Here is a 13,732-nt window from a genome sequence, read left to right as displayed (position 1 = left end):
TGTTTGTTCCTTTTTTTATTACTATTAAATAGGGTCGTGTTTAAATGAATATTTTCGGTGCCGTTATTGATAATGAAACAAGGAGTATACATTACCATACTGAAAAGGAAATTATCGCAAATTTGCCTGTTGTGAGCGTTATTATCCTTGATATAAATGCTATGAAGAGCACGTACAAAATGCTATTAAACGTTGCTATCATGATTAATTTCATACGAACGCAATACTTTGTGGATATTGGAAACATGAATTGACGATTCAAGCCTATAGGGAGACATTGTGCTGTCCACAGTGTAATGCGTTATTTAATAAAAGATGTGCAGTTCATTATTCTATTTATTTTGCCAAGCAATAGTTTATAGTGAAAAACATGATTTTACTTTATAAATTTTTTATGCTATAATTATATACGTGCTATTTTAGGTAGCATCTTTCAGTAATCTGGCATTCTGCTTTTTGTTTTTTAGGATACTTATTCACACTGGCGCATGCTTTGGGGCTGCAAGGACGCAAAAGAAGGCTGGGTTTGCGTTGCTTAAGTTAGAGAGCACACAGTGGAATTTTACCGCGGTGAAGAAACGAAAACGTTTCGAAATAATATTCCCCAGATGATTGGGTTGAGACTTTACAATTTACAGAAATGTTACCTATTAAATACTAAAGGGGTAGTTTCGCTAAGGCGAAGCTACCCCTTGTCCAATTTCTTGATAATTAGGAATAAAAATAATAAGTATTTGTGATTTAGCACCTGCTTTTTTATAAAAAGTTAGGTGTTTTTTTGTATTTTTTTGAAAACCCCTTGCTATGCGAGGGGTTCTAAAGAGCTTCTAGCTATGGACAAGAAAAAAACCCCAGCCGTACAATGAAATCAGGTCTGGTCAACCGACTCCGTACGAAAGGGGATCCAAATGGATAATAAAAGTTTAGCACACACGACATGGAATTGTAAGTATCACATCGTCTTTGCGCCAAAATATAGAAGACAGACTATCTATGGACAAATTAAAGTAGATGTAGGTGAATTCTTCGCCAGTTATGTGAAAGAAAAGGAGTAGAAATTATAGAAGCAACAGCATGTCCTGATCATATTCATATGTTGGTAAGTATTCACCAAAATTAAGTGTTTCATCATTTGTGGGTTATTTGAAAGGGAAAAGTAGTTTAATGATATTTGATCGACATGCGAATCTGAAATACAAATAGGGGAACAGGAAGTTTTGGTGCCGAGGATATTATGTAGACACCGTGGGAAGAAATAGAAAAATTATTCAGGAATATATAAAAAATCAATTACAAGAAGATATTCTAGAGGATCAAATGAGCATGAAAGAATTCATTGACCCATTCACAGGAGAAGAAATAAAAAATAAGAAGAGAAAAAAATAAACCCACTTTAGTGGTAGCGTGAAAACGGAGTGCGGGTGGTGGACCTTTCAGTGTGTCTTTAGACATGGGCCAGTACCCCAGCGTTTCACGCGTAGAGCAAACCACCAGTTAGACTGGTGGTTCTGATTTATCTTTTTTCTCCTAAATAACGACATATATCGACAAATTATCATGGATTATATTACCGTTTACTATTGTGGGAAAATAAGTAATAATAAAGTGCGGAGTTTTTTAAAAAATCAAATTTATGCTATTTGATTGAAAGATTCTGAAAAAAGATTGAAACGAGGGTGTGGCATATGAAACAAGTAAACGAAGTACCAAAAAGTGTATTGGACCAACTAGCAGAAGTAGCTCAGCAGCAACAAGAAAGTTTGGAGGCACTTGTAGCATTCTATTCCCAAGAAAGGTTGTTAGTTCGATTAGCAGCTTCTTCTTATGAAGATCAATATTGGCTATATGGCGAATTTTTATTAGGGACAATCACAAATGATATTGAGAAGTCTTCTTCTGGAATGACATTGTGCGCCAAAAACATGGCAGATAAAGAAAGTATCATCAAACATGCTTTCCAAGAAATATGTTCAGTGAAAGTAACGGAAGATGGGATTGTGTTTGCCATTGATGAAATAGAAGTCTCCTCTAGCGGCGAAGAAGAAGTTCATCTTAGGATTCCTGCACAAATAGGACACATAACAACATACATAGAAATAACAATAACTTTATTCGATAGTGTCTCCATGACTCCTCGAAAGATTGCAACCGCATCATTGTTAAATAGTTCGTCAACTGAGCTATTAGCGTATCCGACAGAGCTCATCATTGCACATAAATTTAATACCATATATCAATACCCAACATTAGCAGAAACGCTGAAAGATTATTATGCTATTTATTTACTAGCGAGTACACAAAATTTTGAAGGTCGTGTATTACAAGAGGCTATACTCGATACATTCGACCGACATAAAACGACAATTGAAAAAAATCCGCCTGTGTTCTCAAAACGTTTTGATTTGGACGACAGCAAGAACAAAGCATGGCAACAATTATTAACACAACAAGTATCCTTTGCTAAAGTTCAAAAAATTGTTCACCAATTGTTATGGCCAATATATAAAAAAATTGAAGTAGAAGATGAATTCTTTGAAAATTGGGATTATACATTTTGTAATTGGCAATAAGAAAGAAATTGAAGTATCCGCGAGCTCAAATAATGTTCGCGGATTTTTTATCTATGTTATCCGTCATTTCTTGGACTTAAAATGTCGGATATAGTAGGTTGTTTTTAATTATGATAGATAGCGACAGGAGTGATAATAATGGATTGGATTGTAAGAATAAATAGAGTAATGGATTACATTGAACAAAATCTATCCGGTAAAATAGACGCCAAAGAGGTAGCAAAATTAGCATGTTGTTCTGAATACCATTTTCCTAGAATGTTCTCAGCTATTACAGGATTATCTTTAGCGGAGTATATTAGGCGAAGACGATTATCGCAAGCAGCATTTGAACTTCAAAACAACACATTTGTTCGAATTATTGACCTTGCAATCAAGTATGGATATGATTCACCTGATGCTTTCAGTCGCGCTTTTAAGAACCTCCATGGGGTTACTCCAACAGTCGCCCGCAAGAAAGGGATTGAATTAAAAGTCATTCCAAGACTCTCCTTTCATATTTCAATCAAAGGAGATGTAGAGATGGACTATCGAATCGAAGGATTAGATTTTGAAGTTGAAATTGTAGGTGTGAAACAAAAAGTAAGGACAGCTGATGCTTTTAATGAAATCCCTAAATTGTGGGAAGAGGCGAATAAAAGTGGATTGTTACAAAGGTTAATAAATCTGTCATGGGAAAACCCACAATGCAAAATGGAAGGGATTTTAGGTGTTTGCGGCAAACAAGCGGCAATTACAGATGATGAATTTGATTATTTTATGGGCTGCCGCTATTCGCAAAAATTCCCCAATGATATGGAGAAAATCATCATACCTAACAATACAACATGGGCTGTTTTCCCAAACATCACGGATGCCTGGAACCGTTTATATACAGAATGGCTCCCATCGTCCGGATACGAATTAGCAGACCTGCCTTGCATTGAAAATTATTTAGCACCTGATCGCATTCCTAGTAATGAGCTTTGGGTTCCTGTGCTACCAAAATAGTTTTTAAAACGAATATACTGTGCGTATTGAAGTAAGTTGAAGAAGACCACTCCACGAAGGGTGGTCTATTTTTATTGAGTAAAATCTCTAACAGAAACTAAAATATAAATGATAGTCCATTTTAGAAATGGTTTTAATGCGTCATTCATTTGCATACAGTGGGGTGAAAGCAATTGTTGAAAGGATGTGAAGACACAATGAAAGTAAAGGTTAAAGAATGGCGTGTAATGTCTGATCATAACAAACAATTATTATTAAACGCGGTAGCAACGAAATAAAATTCCTTATGGATGTCCATAAAGAACATTTTGCAAGATTGGGAGGCGCACTACCGCTAATCACTAGCGAAAAGCTAAAACAATTGAATAAAATATTTTACACTTACTTCGGTAGGTGTTTTTTATTAAAAACTGTTAAAGGTAGACACTTGTGCTATCTAATAAAAACCGTATTACAAAGGCTTGTTTATATAAAGATAGGTTAAATGGTATGATAAGAATAGATTGGTAAATCGGATATGAAAATTGAGAAGGGAGGTAGTATGTATGGAAATTAGAAAGCCGAACAATTTTGAACTAGATGAAATCATTGCGCTTTCGCCACAAGCTTTATCCGATGGTACATTGGGCGGAGTAAGGGCAACCAATGAAAAAGTAATGAACCTTATTGAACCTCTCCTAAATAAAGGATGCTATTATTTAATAGCAACAGAGAATCATAAGTTAATGGGGTGGATTTTAATTGGGGAAAGCAAAGACCAATTTACGGACCAATTAAATGGCTTTATTTATGAGCTATATGTAAAAGAGACCTATAGAGGCAAGGGTATTTCGAAAGTATTAATGAATGTTGCTATTGAGCAATTGAGACAGGAAGGATATTCAGAAGTCAGACTTAGCGCTTACGTAGGGAACCATGCGATAAAACTATATGAAAAAATAGGGTTTAGGTACAGAACCGTAAGTATGAACTTACCATTGTAACAGTACTTATTCATACACAATTCAACTAAGTACCTGGTTGGTTGGATTTAATAATCTATTGTTTTTGTTAGAATGGATATGTATATAAGTCCAATTAAAATTATTAGCTTATAGCAATCGTGTACTCAATAGGAGTTTTACATGTTAAGGGAATAACAAAAAAGATTGAAGCCAAAGAGCTTCAATCTTTCTTATTCATACATTTCTGTATATGATTTTGCCGTATTTGATTAGCCCTACCTAGCCCCTTAACAGCACCAAATAGAAGCTTAATTTACATCATGTTGCAAAAAAAGAAATTCGAAAATAATAGCAAAAACTTAAATAATACGGCATTATACATACAAATAGTGTTCAGTATGCATAAGTCACTAAATTAGTCAGTGAAGCATAAAGAAGTTAAGTAACCTAACATTAATAAAAGACCAATACCCATTGCGATTGACATACTTTGTACCTCCTTTTAAAAAACGACACATTTATACATAAATTATTGTACAATGAAATGTAGAAATATGAAACCTTTTATTGGTTGGAACGTATTATATTATAAGTAGAATTACCAATTTGTACATAAAAGAGAAGGTGTTAATTAATGAAAAAGTGGGTTCAAAAAAGTATCGTAATTATGGTTGCGTTTTTAACATTTGGATTAATTACGCCAACACATGAAATTTGGGATGCATTCGATCAAAACCCTTCGAATCGCGCCTCTATCGGTCCTTCATCTGGGACAAGCACTGCGCTAGCCGCTGAATCCGAAGTAAAAGCGGCTGAAGCAACTGAAATACAGCAAAATGCGATTGACTACGAAGCACTTCTAGTTGACGCAGCGAAAGAGCAATCGTATATGAAGTTTGGAACAAAAATCGGCCCTAAAATTAGCAATGAATTTGATTCTATTATCTTCCCTAAAATAGAAGAGGCAATAGCGATGACAGTGGCCAACGTTGAAGAGGGATCATTGGCAAATCTCACAATTACTGAAAAACCAAGTGGCAACTATGGTGAAAAAATTTTCAATATTATTAATAACGAAACAGGCAATGATTTAATTCGCTTCCATGTGCGTACTGAAAAGCGCCCACAAGAAGGCTACTACTACAACTTCCACTATCACAGTGCCGAGGATGACTTTATGGCTCACAACAATCTTGGCGATATTTACTGGGAAAAAAACACACCACCGAAGTGGTTGTCATAGCATGTCCGAAACACTCGTATTTGATACGAGTGTTTTTTTTTGCGAAAACGTTGATATATCAATCTTTGTAGAAAATTATAAAAAATAAAATTATTAATGTAATTTAGGTAGGGGAAGAAAGAAAATACATGTACCCAAAAAGTACCCCAAAATCATCGCTTTTCTTTCGTTAGATTCTTAAGTAAATATATGCGCCCCTATAATATTCCTTTTGTAATAACAGTACAGGTGTTTAATTTTTGTAATAACACTTCTCTGAATTTGCCATATTCGTCAACTCGCATGTGGAACATATTGTCCTTGTATTTATTCCACTGTTTAAATTGCATATACAATTCAATTGTAGTTTTAGCAGAAGTAGTATTTAGTTTTATTAATTGATGTTCGAATTTGTCATATTGGGACGTGCTAAGAGAGTAAAATAATAAATAGTTCCCATCATTATCTAATTTAAAATTTCTAAATTCACATTCATCTATACTATTTAGTACATCTTTGAAATTAAATTTAATGTTACCTGTAGTAATACTTTGACTCATAATTTTAGAAATATTATCTCGGATTTCCGCTTCTAAAAGGGTTGAAATATTTTTTTCAAGTTCTTTTTCTTTAGTATTACTGTTATTAAGAGACAACTCATCTTCTAGATAATCTGATATTCTTTCAATTTTTTTTATATTCTTTATAGTGCTTATTTCTTTAACTAAATCTCGAATATCTATAATATTAATATTTTTATCAAAATTAATTGAGTGACTTTTAAAATCTTTTTTATAGGTTTCTTTCACTGTAATAATTAATATAAACAATTCATTGTACTTTTCGTGTAGTTTATGTTTTTCAAACATGTCTAATGTATCTTGTATTTTTGCTCGCTCACTAGTAGAAGTAACTTGATAACATATTTTTGATTCTACATCACCTAAGTCAATGGCTGGATGATTAACTTTTATTTCATTCATGTTGATGAGATCAATTTCGTAGATTATACTTAAAAGTCCAGCATAGAAATCCTCAGATGATTTATTTATATCTGTATAGCCAATTTTATTGTTTAAATCTGTATAATTCTTCAGCGTTCCTAAATGCTTATTAATATTTTTTAATAACTCTTCTTTTCTTATCAATATAATACCTCATCTCCAATATTTTACGTTCATATTAGGATAGCATACAAAGGATGGGTTTTATTATCAATTTCTATTGGGGGCTATATCTATCCAAAAACAAATACCAAAATTACTTTCCAATGTGTTAACTAATTTTTTAGTAGTGAAAAACATATCATCTTAGCAAAAATAACACCCGTTTACCATACGAGTGTTATTTTTTTGTTTTAATTCCTGCATCATTACGCATCTGAATAAATTTTTAATGTTAATGGTTGAACTATTAACATTCCTCAATGTGCAACTGTAATCTAAAACTCTAATATTGAAAATAAAGGGGTGATTTTATATAAATTAAAAAATTTATGAAAGCGTTGTATAGGCTATTTACTGAACGATGTAAAGGAGAATTAAATAAAGATGCTTAAGAAGTTTTTAATCGTAGTACCTGTCACGTTATTTTTATTTGCATTACTTTTCAATGAGAATAAGGTTTTTGCAAATTTTACGGAAGATGGGTTTATCTATAATGATAATACAACGGGTATAGTACCAGAAATGTATTATCCAGGTGGGGTAACAATTTACGGAGATAATAATCCCAGTCGAAAAGATTTGGTCATCCCAGATACGTTAGGTGGTAAGCCTGTCACAAATATATGGTATGAAACATTTAATCATAAACAACTGACCTCCTTAGTGCTATCAAATAATGTAAAATTAATAGGCTACAATGCATTTGATAATAATTTACTAACTTCAGTAGTATTCCCAAATCAGCTAGAATGGATTGGAGATTTTGCTTTTGCGAATAATAAGCTATCCAGTATAACAATACCTGATACTGTAAAAAGAATCGGCCAGGGTGCATTTGTTAATAATGATTTAAAGACAATAACGATTTTAAGTAGGAATACAATTGTATTACCAAATGCTATACCTAAACAAACGAAGATTTTGGGAACAATTCCATCAAAGGCAAAGGAGTATGCGGATCAAAATGGAAATCCATTTGAGTATTTAGGATTTACAATTACCTACGATGGAAATGGCCATACAAGTGGCAGTGTTGCAGCAGATTATATAGACAAGACAACACAATCATTTACTGTGAAAAAACAGGAATCATTAAAGAAAGATGGTTACGTTTTTACGGGATGGAATACAGAGCGGGATGGTAGCGGCACTGATTATCATGTAGATGAAGTAAAAACAATGACAGGAGATTTAACACTTTATGCTATGTGGTTGCCGCAGCAACATGTAACGTTTAACACGGATGGAGGGAGTATAATTCCACCACAATTCGTGAATGATCAAACATTAGTGGTGGAACCACCTGCTCCAACAAAACAAGGGCATACATTTGAAGGTTGGTATAAAGAGGCTGCACTAACAAACAAGTGGGATTTTATAAATGATGTAGTAAGCAGTCCAATTACTTTGTATGCGAAGTGGAAAGTCGTTCAACATGAAGTGACGTTTAATACAGGTGGAGGAAGTGCAATGCCATCACAATTAGTTGATGACAATGCTATAGTGTTAGTGCCATCTGTTCCAACGAAACAAGGTTATATATTTGCTGGTTGGTATAAAGAGGCAGCGCTCATCAACCAATGGGATTTGACAAATGATGTAGTAACGAGTGCAACAACATTATTTGCCAAATGGAAAGTCGTACAATATGAAGTGACGTTTAATACGAATGGAGGCAGTGGAATCCCCTCACAGATGGTTGATATTAACATGAAGATAAATGAACCAACTATCCCGACGAAACAAGGTTATTCATTTGGTGGATGGTATAAAGAAGCTACACTAACAAATCGATGGGATTTTAAGAAAGATACAATCACGGGTAAGACAACACTTTTTGCAAAGTGGTTTGTTAATAGTTCTCCAGTTAGTAGTAATAATGGTAGTAGTGATTCATCACCGCAAAATGTCACAGTATATTTTGAAACAAATGGCGGGAGCGTATTAGGTCACTTGTCTGTAGCGCATGACACAAAGATAGCAACGTTACCGATTCCTAAAAAGGAAGGTTATACGTTTGGCGGCTGGTATAAAGAAGCTGCTTTAATCAATGAGTGGGATTTGACAAAAGATCGTGTGACGAAAGAGACCAAGTTGTATGCGAAATGGATTGCAAACATAGCGCCAGAGCTTACCCCAGAACTAAGTCCGGAACAAACGACACCTGAACCTGACTTACCAAAAGTGTCTTTTCATGATATTGCCAATCATTGGGCAAAAGAAATGATAGAAGAAATAGCTAGTCAAGGGATTATAACAGGGTATCCAGACGGTTCGTTTCGTCCGAACGAATTTATTCAACGACAGCATGTGGCATTGTTATTTTACCGTGCTTTTGAGTTCGAGCCGACACGCAATGCGCTTACATTTTCGGATGTAAATGCAAGCCATCCATACTATGAAGCCGTTACGACATTACAACAAGCAGGAATAGTCGATGGTTCACAGGGGAAATTTAATCCTAATGCTTTAATGACGCGTGCACAGTTGGCAAAAGTTGTGACGCTTGCGCTAAAGATAGAATTAGGAGGCTCTAGCACATTCCAAGATGTTCCTCCAACGCATTGGAGCTATGCGTATATCGCTGCATTAGCAGAACTTGAAATTGTACTTGGCGATAACGGTAAATTTAAGCCAGATGAACCCGTTACGCGAGCACAGTTTGTAGCCATTCTATACAGAGCATTGAATCTTCGTTAGAATCTATTAAACTCATCGACTAATGAAATAAATGAAACTCGTATTTTGATTAAAGTTTTATCAAAATACGAGTTTTCGCTTTACTTGTAATGATAGGTTTTAGTTCTTATATGGAAGCTTTATATATAATTTACAATAAATATGTTATACTTGTTTTGTTTTACAAAAAAAGAAAAAGGGGGAAATAACATCTATTTGGTGTGATATGTATGAGCGAATTGAAAAAGGTTTTTGGGAAATTAAATAAAATCGATATGTTTTCACCGTATTTCTTTTTGCCATTTATTTTACTGCTATATTTTTTTATTAGCTTATTTGATTGGCATAAATTTGAACAATTCGGTATTCATGTATCTATTTGGCCGGCTGTAATTTTAGCCGTTATTTGTTATTACATAGGTGTATTTTTAATCGATAAACTGCAATGGACAATTCCCACATTCGGACTGTCATTCTTAGGGAAATATATCATTCATTTTATAGTTGTTTTAACGTTGCTTGGATTAGGTTCCTATTTAATGATGATTTTTAGTGGGAATCTAGGGATAACGGACGAAGCCAATCGCCGAAACTTAGATCCAAAGTTAAACTTCTTTAGCCAATTATTATGGTTTGGGGTTTTATTGCTGTTATCTTATAAAATGATTTTGGAAAAGAAGATGACCTGGAAAAAAGCAATCGGATACGGTTCAATTTTTGCAGTTATTATGTTTCTATTTCTATTAATGGGCTACCGTACACCGCTTATTATTATGTTATTTACTGGGATTATTGTTTTCCACTATGTTGTAAAAAGAGTGAAGTTAACGTGGTTTTTATCGGCAATATTCGTAATTGGTATCGGATTTTCGTTGTTTGGCTTTATTCGTGTGATGACAGAGGATACGACAAAGGCATTCAATGATCGTAAGCAACCCGATGTAGAATTAACTGCGGAGGAAGAAAAAAAACTATTAACGGCTGAACAAAAAGTAAACTTAACACCGAAATGGGTGCGTGCATTAAATGCTGAAGCAGTGACAAGTCATATCGTGTTAAGTACCATTATCGAATACACAAAAGAAGAAGGTTACTTAAAAGGTGAAATGCATCAAGGCATTTTTAGTACAATTTTACCTGGTGAGCAAATTTCACCCCGTATGAAAGTTACCGAGGTTGTCAACTCGATTACGTCGGAACGCGGTATAAACGTGACTCGTGAACAGCGAACAACAACGCCAACTTTTATTGGTCAATTGTTTTTAGACGGAGGCTATTTATTAGTAGCAATTGGCTTCCTATTGTATGGCGTATTAATTTCTCTAATTTATAATAAAGTAAAACAAAATGGCATACGTAGTTTCCATACGGTTGCTTATGCATTCACGATTACTGTGTTTACAGTATCCATGCACACCGGTTTACTGGATTTAATCTTTGTTCTGATGCTTGGGTTTGTTATTATAGCATCATCTATTTTGCCATCTAATAGGCAAAAGTTGAATAATTAAAATAAATAAAACTATCCGCTAAAGTTAACTTTTTCAGGATAGTTTTTTTTGTGCGTGGTTCGCTTAAAACAAAAATGACCTTCTCCAAAGCGGAGAAGGCTTGTTAATCATCAAGTAATGCGCTCAAAAAATGTAATAGTCTTATCCATATCTGTCACATGTTGATTACACGAATCGCTGTCTGCACAAATGTAATTGCTGTGATTTGTATAAGTGCCGACGATGTTTCCTTTAATGGATGTAGTAAACAGTCCAGTATCAGCGTGACGATTACAGATTGCGCATATACCCCGTATTGTATGATTGGAGAAAGTGCCTTTAATTGCCTTTAATTTATCGTCTTGCTCTATAATGACATATTTTCGATTGGTACCATAATCATCCCAAGCTAAGTAGCAAATTTGTTGAAAATCAATTTGTTCAAGATTCGGCAATTTTAGCTTTTTTTCTTTTTTAAACAGGCTTTTGATGGTGCTTGCTGTAATTGGTTTAAATGGGATAACATACGATTTTAAATCATTTAAATATGCCTCACCTGTTCCACGTTCTGTTACAGATAAAATAGGCGCAATGAGTTGTGCTTGTGCAGGTGTCATAACAACTTTTTCAGTAATTTCTGTTTGTGCAAGACCACGCACAGTCAGAATGACGTTTTTATCTTGTGTAGTAGCAAGTGTTTGTAAAATTTTATTCATTTGTTGTTCAAGTAAATGATAGTTGGCAACCGTTAAAAACGGCTGAATTGCTTGTTCTTCCATGTGAATTCACTCCTGTAAATTAGGCTTTTTTTATTTTAGGCCTAAAGAGATCATCCATTTGTGGGGTTTACCTAGACCTCTTCGACCTGATAATTGATGGGTCTAGAGCAGGCATTACAAAAGAATGCGACCATTTCGATTCCTCCTTGGAAAGCAAACTATAAATATTTTAACATTAAAAGGGAACGAAAGAAAGAGGAGTGGGGAAAGAGAAATAACATGCTTCACTAAGGATACATAAAAATCAAAATTACTTGCTCATTCAAGTTTTTACAGCACAAAGGCATAAAAATAGGGGGCATATAAAAAGAGCTGCTTTTAGGCAGCCCAGTATATCAATCAAAACTTATGTTAACAACGACATAATAAATTTTCCACATAACATAAATATTGCATAGACAAGTAAAGCGCTAAGTACTGCAATGCCAGGCTTAAACCAGTTTGTTAATAGGAAAGCGAGCACAGTGAAAAGTAGCATGCCTACTGCACCAAAGACTGTATTTTGTAAAACATTATGAAAGGTGTCAGCTTTCATATGCTTCATTTGCATACCCATGTTAATAAGCGTGAGAATTGGCAAGGCCGTAATAATGCCCGATAAAAATAAATACTTAGACTGACTTAAAAGTAAGGCTAAAACCATAATGGTCCCGCCAACAATAAAATAGATCAAATATAGCAATTGTAACCCTCTGTTTCGTACTCTCTTCAAGTTTAGTAGTGTAATAATACTGCACATAGCTCCTGCTTACAAGGTCCTCCGAATGTAAGTAGCAAAAAGCTAGTAAAAATAGATGTTGATTTGAAATAAATAGCGAAATTCAGTAGTAGGATGGTAGGAAATGCAAGAGTGTATACCATAAAATAGGTTTGATGCAGATTAGAAACAGTCCATCCAAACACGAATATGGCGAGGGTTCGTATTGTGAGCGCAGTAATGAAAAGATCAGTAGTAAACAGAAAAAGACAATGATTTAATGGGAGAGGAAAGGGTTGTGTTAGATTTTAATCCTGTGTAAAATAAGTGAACGATTGCAAGTATTAAAAATTCCATCTCTTTAATATAAATCTCTTTTAATATATCGTTATATACGATATAATCGTGAGTGACGATATATTAAAGGAGTAAAAAGTATGATACAAGATATAAACTATTATTTTACAAATATTTTCTACCATCTCCATACAACACATGAAGATAATATTTCCCATCAAAGTGTACGTATTTTACAGATGATTCAAAAGGAAGATGAAGTGACAGTTCGAGATATTGCACAATTATTAAATATCTCGCAAAATACAGCTTCAGAGCATGTGAAAAAGCTAGAACGACATGGTTGGGTTGAGAAGATTCGAGTAGCCAATGATCAACGTAAAGTGAAGCTTTTTCTTACAGCGGATGGATTACAGGTTGTAAAGAAAAATACGGAATTAGATGATAACAAACTAAAGCAGGCGCTCCTTCTTTTATCAGAAAAAGAACAACAAAGTGTTTTAGAAGCATTTCAGCTATTAAGCGAGGTGTCGAAATGATTTATACAGTTGTAAAAATTATATGTTCTGCTGCGATTATTGCAGTTGTCACAGAAGTTGCTAGAAGATTTCCTACATATGGTGGTATGATAGCCGCACTGCCACTTGTCAGTATTTTAAGTATTATTTGGCTAACCGTTCAAAGTGAACCGAATGAGCATATACAGCGATTTACGGTTGGTGTAATAGTTGGACTTCCTGCAACAATGGTTATGCTATACGTTATGTATATGGCAATGAAATCGTCTATTCATATTGTCTTTGCTATAGGACTAGGCGTGGTATCATGGGCCATATGTTTAGGTATTCAAAAAGCCATAGCCAGTGTATTTCATATTTCAATTTAAAGAAGGTAGATT

Annotated in this window: 11 protein-coding genes and 2 pseudogenes; 10 read left to right on the top strand and 3 right to left on the bottom strand. The window is 34.3% G+C overall.

Translation table 11 applies throughout. The annotated features are described in order from the left end of the window. Positions 1-44 precede the first annotated feature (44 nt). The 6 genes and pseudogenes from MHH88_RS11685 (at position 45) to MHH88_RS11660 (ending at position 5,747) form a co-directional block, all read left to right on the top strand. Positions 45-355 (top strand): annotated as a pseudogene (locus MHH88_RS11685) (hypothetical protein). 553 nt (positions 356-908) lie between these two features. After that, positions 909-1,386: pseudogene (gene tnpA, locus MHH88_RS11680) on the top strand (IS200/IS605 family transposase). A 299-nt stretch (positions 1,387-1,685) separates the two neighbouring features. Then, entirely contained in the window at positions 1,686-2,570 is an 885-nt protein-coding gene (locus MHH88_RS11675) for a nucleotidyl transferase AbiEii/AbiGii toxin family protein (RefSeq protein WP_339258195.1), read from the top strand. 138 nt (positions 2,571-2,708) lie between these two features. Continuing rightward, positions 2,709-3,560, top strand: coding sequence for a helix-turn-helix domain-containing protein (locus MHH88_RS11670; protein ID WP_339258193.1), 852 nt, complete (start codon positions 2,709-2,711; stop codon positions 3,558-3,560). A gap of 545 nt (positions 3,561-4,105) precedes the next feature. Next, a complete protein-coding gene (locus tag MHH88_RS11665; RefSeq protein ID WP_339258191.1) occupies positions 4,106-4,543 on the top strand; it encodes a GNAT family N-acetyltransferase in 438 nt (145 codons plus the stop codon). A gap of 595 nt (positions 4,544-5,138) precedes the next feature. Then, positions 5,139-5,747 carry a YpjP family protein gene (locus MHH88_RS11660; protein ID WP_339258189.1) on the top strand — a complete coding sequence of 203 codons (609 nt, stop codon included), beginning with the start codon at positions 5,139-5,141 and terminating at the stop codon, positions 5,745-5,747. 197 nt (positions 5,748-5,944) lie between these two features. Here MHH88_RS11660 and MHH88_RS11655 read toward each other — a convergent pair whose 3' ends face one another. Then, positions 5,945-6,874 carry an SMEK domain-containing protein gene (locus MHH88_RS11655; protein WP_339258187.1) on the bottom strand — a complete coding sequence of 310 codons (930 nt, stop codon included), beginning with the start codon at positions 6,872-6,874 and terminating at the stop codon, positions 5,945-5,947. Between the two features lie 402 nt (positions 6,875-7,276). On the opposite strand from MHH88_RS11655, the gene MHH88_RS11650 reads away from it, so the two are divergent. Together MHH88_RS11650 and MHH88_RS11645 are read left to right on the top strand one after the other, a co-directional pair. Continuing rightward, positions 7,277-9,592: an InlB B-repeat-containing protein gene (locus MHH88_RS11650; protein WP_339258185.1), complete on the top strand. Its 2,316-nt coding sequence runs from the start codon at positions 7,277-7,279 to the stop codon at positions 9,590-9,592. Positions 9,593-9,801: 209 nt separating this feature from the next. Then, the gene (locus MHH88_RS11645; RefSeq protein ID WP_339258183.1) at positions 9,802-11,082 is read left to right on the top strand and encodes an oligosaccharide repeat unit polymerase; all 1,281 of its coding nucleotides are present in this window, start codon (positions 9,802-9,804) and stop codon (positions 11,080-11,082) included. Between the two features lie 110 nt (positions 11,083-11,192). Here MHH88_RS11645 and MHH88_RS11640 read toward each other — a convergent pair whose 3' ends face one another. Then, complete coding sequence (locus MHH88_RS11640; RefSeq protein WP_103976490.1) at positions 11,193-11,840, bottom strand: FusB/FusC family EF-G-binding protein; 648 nt, start codon at positions 11,838-11,840, stop codon at positions 11,193-11,195. A 346-nt stretch (positions 11,841-12,186) separates the two neighbouring features. Continuing rightward, the gene (locus MHH88_RS11635) at positions 12,187-12,513 is read right to left on the bottom strand and encodes a hypothetical protein (protein ID WP_339258180.1); all 327 of its coding nucleotides are present in this window, start codon (positions 12,511-12,513) and stop codon (positions 12,187-12,189) included. A 461-nt stretch (positions 12,514-12,974) separates the two neighbouring features. Here MHH88_RS11635 and MHH88_RS11630 point away from each other — a divergent pair, with 461 nt between their 5' ends. Together MHH88_RS11630 and MHH88_RS11625 are read left to right on the top strand one after the other, a co-directional pair. Continuing rightward, the gene (locus MHH88_RS11630; protein WP_339258179.1) at positions 12,975-13,373 is read left to right on the top strand and encodes a MarR family winged helix-turn-helix transcriptional regulator; all 399 of its coding nucleotides are present in this window, start codon (positions 12,975-12,977) and stop codon (positions 13,371-13,373) included. After that, a complete protein-coding gene (locus tag MHH88_RS11625; protein ID WP_339263052.1) occupies positions 13,373-13,720 on the top strand; it encodes a DUF3147 family protein in 348 nt (115 codons plus the stop codon). The genes MHH88_RS11630 and MHH88_RS11625 overlap by 1 nt, the downstream gene beginning before the upstream one ends. The last annotated feature ends 12 nt before the right edge of the window (positions 13,721-13,732 follow it).

The sequence above is a fragment of the Lysinibacillus sp. FSL K6-3209 genome (genome assembly GCF_037976175.1).
GTDB lineage: Bacteria > Bacillota > Bacilli > Bacillales_A > Planococcaceae > Lysinibacillus > Lysinibacillus sphaericus_D.
Note: the sequence above shows the minus strand (reverse complement) of the source record. Positions and strands in the feature narration are given on the sequence as shown.

Coding starts and splice junctions, on each gene's coding strand:
- MHH88_RS11650 (WP_339258185.1), top strand. CDS start 7,277: ATGCTTAAGAAGTTTTTAATCGTAGTACCTGTCACGTTATTTTTATTT.
- MHH88_RS11630 (WP_339258179.1), top strand. CDS start 12,975: ATGATACAAGATATAAACTATTATTTTACAAATATTTTCTACCATCTC.
- MHH88_RS11640 (WP_103976490.1), bottom strand. CDS start 11,840: ATGGAAGAACAAGCAATTCAGCCGTTTTTAACGGTTGCCAACTATCAT.
- MHH88_RS11675 (WP_339258195.1), top strand. CDS start 1,686: ATGAAACAAGTAAACGAAGTACCAAAAAGTGTATTGGACCAACTAGCA.
- MHH88_RS11670 (WP_339258193.1), top strand. CDS start 2,709: ATGGATTGGATTGTAAGAATAAATAGAGTAATGGATTACATTGAACAA.
- MHH88_RS11660 (WP_339258189.1), top strand. CDS start 5,139: ATGAAAAAGTGGGTTCAAAAAAGTATCGTAATTATGGTTGCGTTTTTA.
- MHH88_RS11645 (WP_339258183.1), top strand. CDS start 9,802: ATGAGCGAATTGAAAAAGGTTTTTGGGAAATTAAATAAAATCGATATG.
- MHH88_RS11665 (WP_339258191.1), top strand. CDS start 4,106: ATGGAAATTAGAAAGCCGAACAATTTTGAACTAGATGAAATCATTGCG.